General features: G+C 34.3%; 11 protein-coding genes and 7 pseudogenes. 3 read left to right on the forward strand and 15 right to left on the reverse strand.

Translation table 11 applies throughout. The features are described 5' to 3' along the window. Window positions 1–2 precede the first annotated feature (2 nt). From ACZZ95_RS06645 to aspS, 11 genes and pseudogenes are all read right to left on the reverse strand, one after another. Window positions 3–552: pseudogene (locus ACZZ95_RS06645) on the reverse strand (NuoI/complex I 23 kDa subunit family protein). A 147-nt stretch (window positions 553–699) separates the two neighbouring features. Then, entirely contained in the window at window positions 700–1,776 is a 1,077-nt protein-coding gene (gene nuoH, locus ACZZ95_RS06650) for an NADH-quinone oxidoreductase subunit NuoH (RefSeq protein ID WP_463468471.1), read from the reverse strand. Next, window positions 1,776–2,805: pseudogene (locus tag ACZZ95_RS06655) on the reverse strand (NADH-quinone oxidoreductase subunit G). The gene nuoH and the pseudogene ACZZ95_RS06655 overlap by 1 nt, the downstream one beginning before the upstream one ends. 170 nt (window positions 2,806–2,975) lie before the next feature. Then, a pseudogene (gene nuoF / locus ACZZ95_RS06660) lies at window positions 2,976–4,349 on the reverse strand (NADH-quinone oxidoreductase subunit NuoF). 1 nt (window position 4,350) lies between these two features. Then, complete coding sequence (locus tag ACZZ95_RS06665) at window positions 4,351–4,881, reverse strand: NADH-quinone oxidoreductase subunit NuoE family protein (protein ID WP_463468472.1); 531 nt, start codon at window positions 4,879–4,881, stop codon at window positions 4,351–4,353. Between the two features lie 244 nt (window positions 4,882–5,125). Continuing rightward, a pseudogene (locus ACZZ95_RS06670) lies at window positions 5,126–6,365 on the reverse strand (NADH-quinone oxidoreductase subunit D). 102 nt (window positions 6,366–6,467) lie between these two features. Continuing rightward, on the reverse strand, window positions 6,468–6,989 hold the full coding sequence (locus ACZZ95_RS06675) for an NADH-quinone oxidoreductase subunit C (RefSeq protein WP_095953684.1): 522 nt from the start codon (window positions 6,987–6,989) through the stop codon (window positions 6,468–6,470). 1 nt (window position 6,990) lies between these two features. Next, the gene (locus tag ACZZ95_RS06680) at window positions 6,991–7,539 is read right to left on the reverse strand and encodes an NADH-quinone oxidoreductase subunit B (RefSeq protein ID WP_463468473.1); all 549 of its coding nucleotides are present in this window, start codon (window positions 7,537–7,539) and stop codon (window positions 6,991–6,993) included. 158 nt (window positions 7,540–7,697) lie between these two features. Beyond that, on the reverse strand, window positions 7,698–8,063 hold the full coding sequence (locus ACZZ95_RS06685) for an NADH-quinone oxidoreductase subunit A (RefSeq protein WP_463468474.1): 366 nt from the start codon (window positions 8,061–8,063) through the stop codon (window positions 7,698–7,700). Between the two features lie 242 nt (window positions 8,064–8,305). Continuing rightward, window positions 8,306–8,500: a cold-shock protein gene (locus tag ACZZ95_RS06690; RefSeq protein ID WP_278019845.1), complete on the reverse strand. Its 195-nt coding sequence runs from the start codon at window positions 8,498–8,500 to the stop codon at window positions 8,306–8,308. A 304-nt stretch (window positions 8,501–8,804) separates the two neighbouring features. Beyond that, window positions 8,805–10,557, reverse strand: a pseudogene (aspS, locus tag ACZZ95_RS06695) (aspartate--tRNA ligase). Between the two features lie 156 nt (window positions 10,558–10,713). On the opposite strand from aspS, the gene ACZZ95_RS06700 reads away from it, so the two are divergent. The 3 genes from ACZZ95_RS06700 (at window position 10,714) to ACZZ95_RS06710 (ending at window position 12,269) form a co-directional block, all read left to right on the forward strand. After that, window positions 10,714–11,256, forward strand: coding sequence for a hypothetical protein (locus tag ACZZ95_RS06700; RefSeq protein ID WP_463468475.1), 543 nt, complete (start codon window positions 10,714–10,716; stop codon window positions 11,254–11,256). Further along, window positions 11,237–11,710 carry a TlpA family protein disulfide reductase gene (locus tag ACZZ95_RS06705; RefSeq protein WP_463468476.1) on the forward strand — a complete coding sequence of 158 codons (474 nt, stop codon included), beginning with the start codon at window positions 11,237–11,239 and terminating at the stop codon, window positions 11,708–11,710. Before ACZZ95_RS06700 ends, ACZZ95_RS06705 begins: the two co-directional genes overlap by 20 nt. A gap of 211 nt (window positions 11,711–11,921) precedes the next feature. Then, window positions 11,922–12,269 carry a toxin-antitoxin system YwqK family antitoxin gene (locus tag ACZZ95_RS06710; RefSeq protein WP_095953680.1) on the forward strand — a complete coding sequence of 116 codons (348 nt, stop codon included), beginning with the start codon at window positions 11,922–11,924 and terminating at the stop codon, window positions 12,267–12,269. Between the two features lie 72 nt (window positions 12,270–12,341). Here ACZZ95_RS06710 and ACZZ95_RS06715 read toward each other — a convergent pair. The 4 genes and pseudogenes from ACZZ95_RS06715 to ACZZ95_RS06730 all read right to left on the reverse strand — a co-directional run bounded on the left by ACZZ95_RS06715 (window position 12,342) and on the right by ACZZ95_RS06730 (window position 15,571). Then, window positions 12,342–13,206 (reverse strand): annotated as a pseudogene (locus ACZZ95_RS06715) (PepSY-associated TM helix domain-containing protein). Continuing rightward, window positions 13,104–13,433: a PepSY domain-containing protein gene (locus ACZZ95_RS06720; protein WP_463468477.1), complete on the reverse strand. Its 330-nt coding sequence runs from the start codon at window positions 13,431–13,433 to the stop codon at window positions 13,104–13,106. Before ACZZ95_RS06720 ends, ACZZ95_RS06715 begins: the two are co-directional and overlap by 103 nt. A 277-nt stretch (window positions 13,434–13,710) precedes the next feature. Next, window positions 13,711–15,263: pseudogene (locus ACZZ95_RS06725) on the reverse strand (PepSY-associated TM helix domain-containing protein). Window positions 15,264–15,268: 5 nt separating this feature from the next. Continuing rightward, window positions 15,269–15,571 (reverse strand): hypothetical protein, encoded by a 303-nt coding sequence (locus ACZZ95_RS06730; protein WP_463468478.1) that lies wholly within the window; start codon window positions 15,569–15,571, stop codon window positions 15,269–15,271. Between the last annotated feature and the right edge of the window lie 4 nt (window positions 15,572–15,575).

Here is a 15,575-nt window from a genome sequence, read left to right on the forward strand (position 1 = left end):
TTTTAGTTAGCGTTTTTAAGTTGAGCATTTTTCATAGCCATTTCTAAAGGCATAACTAATTTGTCTTTCCCGAAAATGAAATCTTCTCTTTCGTAACTTGCAGGAACTAAAACTTTAGAAGTAGTTAAGTAAATAGCGTCTTTTGGACAAGCTTCTTCACATAAACCACAGAAAATACAACGAAGCATATTTATTTCATAGATTTCAGCATATTTCTCTTCTCTATACAAATGTTTTTCATCAGACTTACGTTCAGCAAACCTTCATAGTAATGGCTTCTGCTGGACATGATAAAGCACATAACCCACAGGCAGTACAGTTCTCACGACCTTGCTCATCACGTTTCAACATGTGCTCGCCCGCGATAAACCGGACTCATTGTACGCACTTGCTCAGGATAGTGAATCGTCACTTTTTTTTCTGAATAAATGTTTAAGAGTAATAAACAATCCTTTTACAATCGCCACAAGATACATTCGCTCTAAAAAAGTCATCTCTTTATTAGAGACCATCTTTTTTTCTACCCGATAATGATATAGTTTCTATTGACATTTTTACTATTATAGTTTATGATTTACAATTTGAGTGTAATCAAATTCAAAATCTATTTTGTTTTTATTTGAAGCTTAATCCTGCTATCTGCTGTATCTTTTATCTCGTTTAAAAACGAGACCATAAAAGGATGCGCTTCTATCAGGGCTAGGGCATTACGGTTCTTAGAATCCTAAGGCAACATGCGATATCGTGTCTTAAAATAACAGCACCCGTAATCATAATATTAATAATCGAAAGCGGAATCAAAATTCTCCACCCTAAATTCATTAATTGGTCATATCTAAATCTTGGAATTGTCCAACGAACCCACATGTAGAAAAAGATGAAGAAACATATTTTTGCAAACAATACTGCAATTCCTAATAAGTTACCTGCATTAACTCCAACATTTTCAACCATCCACTGCATTCCTGGATAGTTATATCCTCCAAAGAATAATACAGAAATAATAGTTGCAGAAGTAAACATACTCGCATACTCAGCAAACAAATAGAATCCCATTTTCATTGACGAATATTCTGTATGGTAACCTCCAATTAATTCACTCTCACATTCCGCTAAGTCAAAAGGAGTTCTGTTTGTCTCTGCAAATGAACAGATTAAGAAAATTAAAAACGATAAAGGCTGATAGAATACATTCCAGTTCATACCTTGTTGTTGTAATGACATTTCTTTTAAACTCATTGTTCCAGTCATCATCAATAAAGCAATCATTGATAATCCCATTGCAACCTCGTAAGAAACCATTTGAGAAGCCGCACGAACAGCTCCCATTAAGGAGAATTTATTGTTAGAAGCCCATCCACCAATCATGATCCCGTAAACTCCAACTGAAAGAACTCCAAAAATGTATAATAAAGCAATATTAATATCAGTTGCCTGAAGAATTACTTCTCTTCCAAAAACATGAAGTCTATCTCCCCACGGAATAACAGCACTTGTCATTAAGGCTGTACTCATGGCAATTGCAGGACCTACAACAAATAAAAATCTATTTGGCGTGTTTGGGAAAAATTCTTCTTTAGAGAATAATTTCATACCATCGGCAAGCGACTGTAATAAACCTCCCCAACCTGCACGGTTTGGTCCAACACGGTCTTGTAAGAAAGCCGCAACTTTACGTTCAGCCCAAGTAGAATACATTGCCATAATCATTGTTATGGCAAAAACCACAACAATTACAACACTCTTTTCTATAATAAACGCACCATCTACCATCATTAAGAATTTTTGTTGTTAGTGTTTAATGGAATTTCAGCCATACTAATCTTTTTACGGTCAATATCTCTACCCATAAGAATATTCTTTTCAGTATCGATTTGTACCTTCTCTAATTTTTGAGTGTAGTTATTTTGGTTGATAACAGAATCTTTTTCAAATTCTCTTGGTCCTTCAATAACCCAGTCACTCACATTTTTGTGCTCAAAACGACAGCTGTTGCAAATGAATTCTTCAACTTCATGGTACTCGTCTTTACGACCAGTTACACGCTGAATTTCTCCTCCAAACATCCAAACTGTAGTTTTACCGCAAGCATCCTGGAGTTGTACACTCTCTGTGTGCGTTATAAGGTTTGTTAAACCAAACTCTTGATTTAAAACGGAAAGTTTTGTCTGTTAAAGCTCCAACCGGACAAACGTCAATCATGTTTCCAGAAAACTCATTGTCGATTGCTTTAGAAATTCCAGTTGAAATATTAGCATGATCTCCACGATCTAATACTCCGTGAACTCTGTTGTCTGTTAATTGATCTGCAACTTGTACACATCTTTGGCATAAAATACAACGGTTCATATGCAGTTGAATATTTGGACCAATATCTTCTGGTTCAAATGTTCTTTTTTCTTCAATAAAACGTGATTTCGGATTTCCGTGCTCAAAACTTAAGTTTTGAAGATCACATTCACCAGCCTGATCACAAATAGGGCAGTCTAATGGGTGGTTGATCAATAAAAATTCTGTTACAGATTTACGGGCTTCCGTAACTCTGGCAGAAGATTTACTGTTTACTTCCATTCCGTCCATACATCCTGTTACACAAGATGCCATCAATTTTGGCATTGGTCTTGGGTCAGCTTCACTACCTTTAGAAACTTCAACTAAACAACAACGACATTTTCCGCCGCCTTTTAATTTTGAGTAATAGCACATGGCTGGCGGTACCAAATCTCCACCAATCATACGTGCGACCTGCAGGATCGTTGTTCCTGGCTCTACGTCTATACTTTGACCGTCTATGGTTACTTTCATCTCTTTATTTTGTTTTTTTAGTTTCATGTTTAAAGTTTCAGATTGAGCTTGAAACTAAAAAAACTTGAAACTTGAAACTATTTTAAACTTCATTGTTGAAAGTCGGAATATTGAAAAGAATTGCTGTCCTTTTTAACATTATGAACTTTATAACTTTCTGCTATTTGTTTTTATACGATTACTTTACCGCCCACTAAATGTTTCACTTGTGAGAATGGCTCTGTAACAAAGTGATCTCTATTTTTTATTTTTTTTCAGGGAAACGAACGTGATATTCGAATTCATCTCTAAAGTGACGAATTGCAACTGCTACTGGCCAAGAAGTCTGCGTCACCAAGCGGACAAATTGTGTTTCCTTCAATTTTGCTTTGAATGCTCCACAATAATTCGATATCTTCTTCACGGCCTTGACCGTTTTCAATTCTCCATAATATTTTTTCCAACCATCCAGTTCCTTCACGACAAGGTGTGCATTGTCCGCAAGATTCGTGGTGGTAGAAACGAGCAAAGTTCCAAGTGTTTCTTACCACACAAGCAGTGTCATTATAAACGATAAATCCTCCAGAACCTAACATAGATCCAGTAGCAAAACCACCATCACTTAAAGATTCGTAAGTCATTAATCTGTCTTCACCGTTTGCTGTTTTGAAAATCAATTCAGCTGGTAAAATTGGCACAGAAGAACCTCCTGGTACAAATGCTTTTAACGGACGGCTTGAAGACATTCCTCCTAAATATTCATCAGAATTCATGAATTCGTCAACACTTAAACCTAATTCAATTTCGTAAACCCCAGGATTTTTAATGTGTCCAGAAGCAGAAATTAATTTAGTTCCTGTAGAACGACCAATTCCAATTTTAGCATAATCATCACCAGAATTGTTAATGATCCATGGCACCGTTGCGATAGTTTCAACATTGTTTACCACGGTTGGATTTGCCCAAAGTCCTGAAACTGCTGGGAAAGGCGGTTTAATACGAGGATTTCCTCTTTTACCTTCCAATGATTCGATAAGTGCAGTTTCTTCTCCGCAGATATAAGCTCCGGCTCCGCAGTGAACGTGAAGTTCAAGATCGTAACCTGTACCTAATATATTTTTTCCTAACCAGCCTGCGACTTTTGCCTCGGCGATTGCTCTTTCTAAAATTTTGAAAACCCACATATATTCTCCACGAATGTAGATGTATGAAAGGTTAGCGCCTAAAGCGAAACTAGAAGTAATCATTCCTTCAATCAATAAGTGAGGAATGTATTCCATCAAATAACGATCTTTGAAAGTTCCCGGCTCAGATTCGTCGGCGTTGCAAACTAAATGTCTTGGTTTTCCTGATTTTTTATCAATAAAACTCCATTTCATTCCCGCAGGGAAACCTGCACCACCACGGCCTCTAAGCCCCGATTTTTTTACTTCTTCAGTAACTTCGTCTGGTGTTAATGTTTTTAAAGCTTTTTCTACAGAGGCGTAACCACCATTTTGGCGATACACTTCGTAGGTTTTAATTCCAGGAATATTGATTTTATCTAATAATATTTTTTGTGACATCTTATTTATCGTGTAATATTATTTTATCCTCTTTACAATCAGCTATTATCTGATCGATTTTTTCTTCTGTCAATTTTTCTTTGTAGAAATCGCCTAACTGCATCATCGGAGCGTATCCGCATGCACCTAAACATTCTACTCCGGCAATGGTAAACATTCCGTCTGCAGTTGTTTCACCCATTTTAATGCCTAATTTTTCAGAAGTATAATCCATTAAATTTTCGGCACCGTTTAAACAACAACAAGAAGTCTGGCAAAACTCAAACATGTATTTACCAATTGGCTTTTGGTTGAACATGGTGTAAAAAGTAACTACTTCATAAACCTCGATTGGTTTTATCTGAAGAATTTCAGCAACTTTATCTTGTAGTTCAGTACTAAGCCAGTTGTTATGTGCATCCTGAACTTCATGTAAAACAGGCAGTAAAGCCGATTTTTGTTTGCCTTCCGGATAATGACTGATCAATTCATTGATACGAGCGATCAATGCTTCAGTCATATTTATTTCTTGCGTGTAATGTTTACGTTCCATTTTTATTTTAGATTTTAGATTCTAGATTTTAGATTTTTCAATCTTTGTCCATAATCCATATTCTGCAATCTTATAATTTTAGATTTTTTCAATCTTTGTCTACAATCTATGATTCTTCAATCATTGTTTAAGTTTTAGATCTTTCAATCTGAATTTCAGTTCCTAATTATAATTTTAAATCTAAATTCTAAATCTTCATTTTCAATCAGCAATCTAAAATCAGCAATCTAAAATCTACAATCTGCTAGGCGTCTAATTCTCCTGCAATTACATTTAAACTTGATAAAATAACAATTGCATCAGAAAGTAAAGCACCTTTAATCATTTCTGGATATGCTTGATAATAAATAAAGCAAGGTCTTCTGAAATGTAATCTATATGGAGTTCTGCTTCCGTCAGTAACTAAATAAAATCCTAATTCTCCATTTCCTCCTTCTACAGGGTGGTAAATTTCTGCAACTGGCACAGGAACTTCTCCCATTACAATCTTAAAGTGGTAAATTAGAGATTCCATGTTGTTATAAACATCCTCTTTAGGAGGTAGATAATAATCTGGAACTTCAGCATGATATTCGTTTCCTGGAGGCATTTTATCTAATGCTTGACGAATAATGCTTAAACTTTCCCAAACTTCAGCATTACGAACACAAAAACGATCATAAGTGTCGCCTGATTTTCCAACAGGAACAATAAAATCAAAATCTTCGTAAGATGAATAAGGTTGTGCAACACGAACGTCGTAATCAACTCCGGCAAACACGTAAGTTTGGACCTGTAAATCCGTATGCCATTGCCTGCTCTGCAGTAATTGCGCCTACGTTTACGGTTCTATCAAGGAAAATTCTATTTCTTTCGAATAAGTTTTCGAATTCTTTCCAAACAGCTGGAAATTCTTCAAGGAAAGCGTCTAGTTTTTTGAAAGCTTCTGGAGACCAGTCTCTTTCAAAACCACCAATTCTTCCCATATTTGTAGTCAAACGAGCTCCACAAATTTCTTCGTAGATTTCGTAGATTTTTTCTCTAAATTGAAACACGTATAAGAAACCAGTATACGCACCAGTATCTACACCTAAAATCGAGTTACAGATTAAGTGGTCTGTAATACGAGCAAGCTCCATAATGATAACTCTAAGATATTGCGCTCTTTTTGGAACTTCGATACCTAATAGTTTTTCTAATGTCATCCACCAGCCCATATTGTTAATAGGAGAGGAGCAATAGTTCATACGGTCAGTTAGAGGAGTAATTTGATAAAAAGGACGATTTTCGGCGATTTTTTCGAAAGCTCTGTGGATGTAACCAATAGTTGGTTCAGCCTCAAGAATTCTCTCACCATCCATCAACAGTATGTTTTGAAAGATACCGTGTGTTGCAGGGTGTGTCGGACCTAAATTCAGTACCGAAAGTTCGCTTCCGTCTTCGTTTAGTTTCTCCTTAATTATTTTAGCATAACGATGCTCTGGTGGTAATAATAGTTCTGACATTTGTAATTAAAAATTGATAATTGATAATTGATAATTTTCAATTAACCATTAATACTTTTGTTCCTTTTTATATAGTGCTAATTTTCAATTGTAAATTGTTAATTATGCATTAGTCGTTGTTCTTCCAAAGAATCTATCGTCTTTATCAGTTCTTCCGCTATCTTCCATTGGGAATTCTTTTCTCATTGGGAAAGACACCATTTCATCCATATTCAAAATACGTTTCAATTGCGGGTGGCCAATAAAATTGACTCCGAAGAAATCGTATGTCTCTCTTTCCATCCAGTTTGAACTTAAAAAGATATTTGAAATTGATTTGATTTCTGGTTTTTCGCCGTTTAGAAAAACTTTGATCTTTATTCTTTTGTTTTCGTACCAGTTGTGCAAATGGTATACAACTGCAAACTGACGTTCTGTTTCATTGTCTGGATAATGAATACCGCACAAATCTGTTAAGAAATGAAAACGTAATTCTGGATCGTTTTTAAGAAATAGAATCAATGCAGTAATTTTATCAGCCGAAGCTTCTAAAGAAAAAATATCTCTTTCTTGTTGAAAGTTAAAAACATCGTTGTTAAATGTTTCTGTAAGTTTATCTTGAATCTGGGTATTTTCTAAAGCCATCTTATGAGATATTATATGAAGCTAATAATTCTTGGTATTCTGGTGAACTTCTGCGTCTCACAGATTCGCTTTTTACCAATTCTTGAAGTCTCATAACTCCATCTACGATTTGTTCTGGTCTGGGAGGACATCCTGGTACATAAACATCAACAGGAATTACTTTGTCAATTCCTTGAAGAACAGAGTAAGTATCAAATATTCCTCCTGATGAAGCACATGCTCCAACAGCAATTACCCAGCGAGGTTCTGACATTTGCTCGTATACTTGTCTTAAAATAGGCGCCATTTTTTTTGAAATAGTTCCCATTACTAATAACATATCTGCTTGTCGTGGAGAGAAACTCACACGCTCTGAACCAAATCGAGCTAAATCATAATGAGATGCCATTGTTGCCATAAACTCAATTCCGCGACAAGATGTTGCGAAAGGTAAAGGCCAAAGAGAATTCGCGCGTGCCAAACCTACAACGTCATTTAGTTTTGTAGCGAAGAAACCTTCTCCTACAACCCCTTCAGGTGGCGCAACCATATTTACTTTTGAATCGCTCATTTTTATTTTAGATTTCTGATTTTAGATTTTAGATTTTTTGAATCGTAAAAGAAAAATCAATTTTTTAAATCAAATTTTATTCGAGGGATATTAAATCTTAAATCTTAATTTTAAAAGGTTAAATCTAAAATCAGAAATCTAAAATCTAAAATCTCAATTTATTCCCACTCTAATGCCTTCTTTTTGATGATGTAAAAGAAACCAACTAAAAGCAATGACATGAAAACTAACATTTTCAACATCCCTTCAATTCCTAAGTCTTTAAAGTTTACTGCCCATGGATAAAGGAAAATTACCTCTACGTCGAACAATACAAACAAAATAGCAACTAGGAAATATTTTACAGAAAATGGAATACGGGCATTACCAACAGATTCTACACCGCATTCGAAGTTTTTATCTTTAACTTCTGAGGTTCTTTTTGGTCCTAATTTTCCAGAAATAATGATTGTTCCTACCACAAAACCAACAGCTAGAATAAACTGCATTAAAATAGGAATGTAACTGTATTGATCAGATTGCATAGCTTCGATTTTTTACTTAAAAAATGAGCCACAAAGATAACTTTCAACTCTGTAAAACACAAGCTAAAAAAGGTTTTAAGTAGGGTGCGAAACGGCGTTTATGCCTAATTTTTATTGATTATAAATAATAAGCGGATATTTTAATATTATTTTAAGAAATGGGCAAAAAAAAACGTTTCGAAATTAATCGAAACGTTTCTGAGACCATTCAGAGGCAAAAAAAATAAATTGCTATATTTTTCTTAGATTACTGCTACTTTAGCGACAACTTTCCCTTTTCTTCCTTCTTCTTCTTCGTAGCTTACACGGTCACCTTCGCGTAATTCTTCCGCGTTAATTCCTGAAGCGTGAACGAAGATATCCTTTCCTGTTTCTTCGTCTGTAATGAATCCATAACCTTTAGATTCATTGAAAAATTTTACTGTACCTGTACGCATTGTAATTGTAATAATAATTTATAATAAAGCAAATGTAACATATAAATTCATACAAAAGACACTAAGGTGTTAATTTTTTGTAAAAATTATTGATTTCCAGTGTTTTTACGTAGTTTATTGCATCAAATTTTATATGGAATACCATAATTTAAGAATCATTTATTGTAGGAATATAAAAACAATGCGTTTGTAGGAATTTGATATTTTGAAAAACACTTATTTTAAGTTTATTTCGATGTTTTTTAATGTTAAAAAAGCGCCTGAAAATTTTCAGGCGCTTTTCGATATTTAATTTCTATAAATTTTAGATAGAAGCGATTTTTATATGTAATTCTTTCAATTGTGCATCATCAATTGCAAGCAGGTGCATCGATCATAACATCTCGTCCAGAATTGTTTTTTGGGAAAGCAATAAAATCTCTAATGGTTTCCTGACCTCCTAAAATTGCAACAAGTCTATCTAGACCAAAAGCTAATCCTCCGTGAGGTGGCGCTCCAAATTGGAAAGCGTCCATTAAGAAGCCAAATTGTGCTTTTGCTTCTTCTTCTGTAAATCCTAAATATTTGAACATTAATTGCTGTGTCGCTTTATCGTGAATACGAATAGAGCACGCCAATTTCATTTCCGTTTAAAACCATATCATACGCATTTGCACGAACTTTTCCTGGTTCTGTCTCTAACAAAGCCATATCTTCTGGTTTTGGAGAGGTAAAAGGATGGTGCATAGCGTGGTAACGACCGCTTTCTTCATCTAATTCTAATAATGGGAAGTCTACAACCCATAAAGGAGCAAATTCTGCTGGATTACGCAATCCTAAACGAGTTGCTAATTCCATACGAAGAGCAGAAAGTTGCGCACGTGTTTTATTTGCTGGACCAGAAAGTACAAAAATCATGTCTCCTGGCTGTGCTTCTGTTGTTTTTGCCCAGTTTGTCAAATCATCTTGATCGTAGAATTTATCTACAGATGATTTAAACGTACCGTCTTCATTACATTTTACATAAACCATTCCAGACGCACCAACTTGTGGACGCTTTACCCAGTCAATTAATCCGTCAATTTCTTTACGAGTATAATTTCCTGCTCCAGGAACAGCAATTCCGACAACTAATTCAGTCGCATTAAATACAGGGAATTCTTTGTGTTGCGCAAATTCGTTTAATTCGCCAAACTTCATTCCGAAACGAATGTCCGGTTTGTCGTTTCCGTATGTTTTCATGGCATAGTCGTAGGTAATTCTTGGGAATTTATCTACTTCAATACCTTTAATTTCTTTTAATAAATGTCTTGTCAAGCCTTCAAAAACATTTAAAATGTCTTCTTGTTCTACAAACGCCATTTCGCAGTCAATTTGTGTAAACTCAGGCTGACGGTCTGCACGTAAATCTTCATCACGGAAACATTTCACAATTTGGAAATATTTATCCATTCCGCCCACCATCAAAAGCTGTTTGAAAGTTTGCGGCGATTGTGGCAAAGCATAAAACTGACCTTCGTTCATACGGCTTGGAACCACGAAATCTCTCGCTCCTTCTGGAGTAGATTTGATTAAATACGGAGTTTCAACTTCGCAGAAATCTAAATCAGATAAATATTTACGAACTTCCATTGCCACTTTGTGACGGAATAATAAACTGTTTTTTACTGGATTTCTACGAATATCTAAATAACGATATTTCATTCTGATGTCTTCCCCGCCGTCAGTTTCATCTTCAATTGTAAATGGAGGAGTAAGAGCAGTGTTTAAAATCGTTAATTCAGAAACTAAAATTTCGATTTCACCTGTTGGAATGTTTTTGTTTTTAGCTTCACGCTCAATTACAGTTCCTTTTACTTGAATCACAAATTCTCTTCCTAGAGTTTTAGCCAATTCAAAAACTGTTTTATCGGTACGGCTTTCATCAAAAATAAGTTGTGTAATTCCGTAACGGTCACGTAAGTCAACCCAATTCATAAATCCTTTATCGCGTGACTTTTGTACCCAGCCCGCTAGAGTAACTTCCGTATTAATATTTGAGGCATTTAACTCATGCCGCAATTATGACTTCTATACATGATGCAAATTTTAGACTGCAAAAGTAAACACAAAATTCAAATTAATATAGTAAAGTGATAAGTTGATGCAGAATAATTTCAAATATTTTGTTAATTCTTAAATTACGAAGCTTTAAATTCTTTAGATTTGGATCACTAAAAACTAATTTAATACCTATGAAAAAACTTTTTGTTGCAGGTTTGGTAATTTTTAATGCTTTGAATGTTATTGGTCAAAGCAAGAGCTCTATTAAATTCACTGCTAAAATCGCAAATAGAAACAGTGACACTTTAGTAATAAAAGGAAAAGATAATTTCACACAAGTAATTCCGATCAACAAAAAGGAGGTTTTTTCTGTCGCATTTGATGCGCTGCAAGGATTTTATATGTTTTCTGACGGAACAGAATCTTCAAGTCTTTATTTAAAACCAAATTCAGAAGTTAACTTGACTATGAATGCTAAAGAATTTGATGAGACTATAGTATATAAAGGTAAAGGTGTAAACGAAAGTAACTTTTTAGCGCGACAAGCCTTAAAAGATGAAAACTTTCAGAAAGATGCTTTTGCTAAAGAATCAGGAGAATTTACTGCTTTGCTTGATGCGAAATTGAAAGCGGATACAGAAAGTCTTGAAAAAGGTGATTTTGATCCAGAATTTAAAACGGCACTAAAGCGTAGTTTTGACGGTTTCCACCAATATGCTTGCTGCAGAATATGATAGAGCGACAAAAGCAAATAAAATGGTTGGAAAAGTTTCTCCAGATTTTGATTACGAAAACTTTAAAGGAGGCAAAACAAAATTGTCTGACTTAAAAGGAAAGTATGTTTACATCGATCTTTGGGCAACTTGGTGTGCGCCATGTAGAGCTGAAATTCCTTATTTACAAAAGATTGAAGAAAAGTACCACGGAAAAAATATTGAGTTTGTGAGTATTTCTATTGATAAGTTGAAAGATAATGAAAAATGGAAAAAGTTTGTAACAGATAAACATCTTGGAGGTGTACAGCTTTTTGCAGATAAAGATTGGGAATCTGAGTTTGTAGTTAACTATGGTGTAACTGGAATTCCGAGATTTATTTTAATTGATCCAAGTGGAAATGTGGTAAAATCAGAAGCTCCTAGACCATCTGATCCTGAGCTTGATAAACAACTAAGTTCGTTATTGAACTAAATTATTTACAGAATTTACAACGTTATCGTAAAACATAGTTTTTTCTAAAATACCAGTAAAACCAGTGCGTAAGCGCTGGTTTTTTTGTTTTCATAACTTTTCCAATGTTAAGTTTTTATTCAATGTTACCAAATTGTTAACTAAAAGTTTTTTTAATGTAAACAATTAACTATATTTGATTACAATTTGATAACATTTAATACCTAAAGATATGAAAAAGTGTGTGATTTTAGCGGCTGTGTTATTCTCTGGAATTCTAACAGCACAAGAAAGTAAACCTGAATTAGAAACTGTTGGAAATAAAGTAAAAGCTACTTATTATTTTGACAATGGCAGAATACAGCAGGAAGGCTTTTTTAAAGATGGAAAATTGGACGGTGTTTGGGTATCTTATGATGAAAACGGAAATAAAACTGTTGAAGGAGAATATGCTGAAGGATTGAAAACAGGAAAATGGGTATATTTTAATGAAAAAAATATTTCAGAAGTAGCTTATGTAGACAGTAAAGTTAGTTCCGTTAAGAATCTGCAGAAAAACGCTGTAGCCAATAGAAATTAATTAAACGAAGATTTCTTATAGTATTAAACCGTTCTTTTAGGACGGTTTTTTTATGCTTTTGTTTTTTTGCTTTTATAATTTCTTCCATACCAAATTATAAATCCAGTCACGGGCAGAAGCGACGACAAATAGACTTACTATAAAAGCAATAATTTTTCCAGGTAAATCTAATATTTGGCCAGTGTGAATTCCGTAATTCATTTCGACTACTTGCAGGCCGAGAGTTTTATTTTCAAAAGGCTGTTTTCCAATTAATTTTCCATCATTTGGATGAAAGTAGTAATTGCTTTGATGATCGTATCGCAAGGTATGCGGATAAGCGCCCGTACTTATAATATCTCCTTTTTGCTGTGGAATTGATATGAAAAACATTTCTGCATTTGGCTGGAGCTTTGCAGTTTCAATAAAAGCACGATCAATGGCTGTAACAGAATTGGTTTTGAATTGAGTTGTATCAATCACCGGAAGTTTTGTTTCTATTGCTTTGTCACCTCCAAAATTAAATGTCTTATAAATTCCGTCTCCAACCCATTCGTAGGTAAATGTAAGTCCTGTAATGGCTAAAATCAAAGCGATAATCGAAATGTAAAAACCAAAAGTATTATGCCAGTCGTAATTAACACGACGCCATTTGGCAGACCATTTTACAGTAAAGCTTCTTTTAATGTCTGATCTTTTTCTTTGGCCACCATTGTATAATTCCAGTAATCAATAAAAGAATAAATATAATAGTCGCACCGCCAATAATATGTTTTCCAATATAATCTGGAAGCAGTAAATACAAATGAATATACTCTACAATAATAAAGAAATCAGTTTCTGGATTTTCGGTTTTTAAGTATTTGCCTGTGTAAGGATTGAAATAGAGGTAAAGATTTTCAGTATCAGAAAAAGTATAAACAATTGCCGAGCGGTTTTTTCCATAATAAGCAACCATACTTGTTTTATTCTTCGGAACAATTTCTTTTGCTTTGGCGCTAAAACGGAAGGCGGAGTAAATGACTTATTTTGAGGTTCGACCAAACGCCATTCTTTTCTGGTAATGTCTTTTATTTCATCATGAAAACAGAAAATACAACCCGTAATACTGATTATAAAAACAATAAGCCCAGAAATTAATCCGAGCCATTTATGTAGAAAACGTATTTTCGTTTTGAATCCCATTTTTAATTAAAAGCGTAAAAATATGCTCAAAATTTATATGGGACAAATAATTGTGGGTTATTTTGTTTGTTAGTTATGTGATACAAAGAGTAAATCTCGCAAAGATGCTAAGTCGCAAAGTTTTTTTTACTCAGATTCTACAGATTTCAGCAGATTTATTTTCAAGCAATAATACTATCTACTCATTCTGCGTGAAAAATCCTTTCCAATCCTTTTAAGCTGTGGTTTTAAAATAAAACTTTGTGCCTTAGTGCCTTCAGCGGCAAAAACAACGTTTTTAAGAGACGACTTTTTTCGGTTTTAAATGATAAGCAACATATAGTGAAATTGAAGCTAGAAAAATCCAAAAAACATCAATAAAGAAAATCTGAATTTTGTTGTGCATAAACGATGTCCAAAACCAATCTCCAGAAACAATTCCGTTAGTAATTGGAATTAAAAAACCTAAAATACTACCTGAAATCAAACAGAATTTATTGGTAAATGCATCATTCTTTTTAATGATAAAGAAAATGGCAAGTACTAACCAGCCGCCAAAATAAAGCGTAAACAAGTTGGACTGGCTTAAAGGATAGAAAATTTTACTTCCAATAAAAGCCAGCGCTGTAATTGGATACATACTCAAGCAAATGGCGAGATAAATACGAACAACTGTCTGCGTTGAAACGTCTTTTCTTTTCAGGCATATTATTTTTCTGTCTCGCAACCAGCCAAATCATAACTCCCGAAATAATGACAAAACAAGTTATGATTCCCAGAATAAAACTTACGATTTTTAGAGCGTATCCGCCGTAATCACCGAAGTGAATTCGGTACAAAACATTTTTCACAACATCTAGATAACTCGTTTGAGAGATTGGGTCTTTTTTAGCAATTTCTTTTCCGTCAGCAATTCGGTAAACAACCTTTCCAATTCCAGTAAATTTTTTGTGGCTCAAAAGTTCACCTTCAACCAAAACATGCATATTCGCATCACCATAGTTTTGAATAAAGACACGGGTAATTTCAAAATCTGACCAGTTCTTTTTTGTTTTGGCAACCAGTTCATCGATAGTAAAAGGATTTGCCAGTTTCTTGTTTTCAAATTTAAAATCGGGATCTGTGTATTCTAATTCTTTGTATAATTTATTTTGATCGCCATCGTATAAAGCCATTACAGCTGGTGCCACGATTAAAAGTTTAATCATAAAAAAGGCTCCTGTAACTGCATATACAAATTGAAATGGTAAACCAATCATTCCTAATGCTGTGTGCGCATCGGTCCAAAGTGTTTTTAATTTCTCTTTCGGACGGAAAATATAAAAGTTTGAGACAATTTTTTTCCAGTGAAGTAATACTCCTGTTACGATTGCAAATAAGAAAAACAAAGCTGTAAAACCAGAAAGATAATATCCAACAGGATATGGAATTTGAGCCAAAAAATGTAAACGATATAAAAGTTCACCTAGAGAATACGATTCTTCGTAAGTGAAAGATTTAAAATTTTTGGTGTTTAGATAGAAAAACTGACCTTCTTTTTGTTTAGCTGGAGCCAAAGTATCTTTGGTTCCTTCCATGTAAATGGCAACTCTTTCTTCTGTAGAAGGTTTAGAAATTGTAATGTTTCGTCCGTGCAAAATATATTTCTTGTCCAAATGCTTGCAGGGCTTTATCGTAGTCTAACTGAATTTCTTTTGTGATTGCTGTAGATTCACTTCTTTCCCAATTGATGATTTCATCTCTAAAAAAAGAAAAAGATCCAGCAAAGAAAATTACAAAAAGAACTACACTGATAACGATTCCGCTGACAGTGTGTGTATGAAAATAGATATTATAATGACGGTTGTTCATAAAAATTATTTCGCCGGATGATTATAAGTTTGACCCAAATAGATAAAAAGACAAAAAAGCAAAGTCAGCAGAATGTAGATTCCCCAAATTTTCCAGTCGCTTTTGGCTAAGAAAGCAATGACCATTAATGCAACCCAAAGAATGAAACCGGTAAAAGCCATTGTTATTAAAACATCTGCACGGCTAAACCAAGAAGCTAAAGCCAAATGAAAAGTAACAGAAACAAAGTATCCTCCTAAAATAGCGACAGTAATTTTGGTAAAACGAGGCCAAAAGGATGGGTTTAAATATTTTGAATTTGCTGGCATTGGT

This window comes from Flavobacterium sp. AC267 (genome assembly GCF_979258715.1).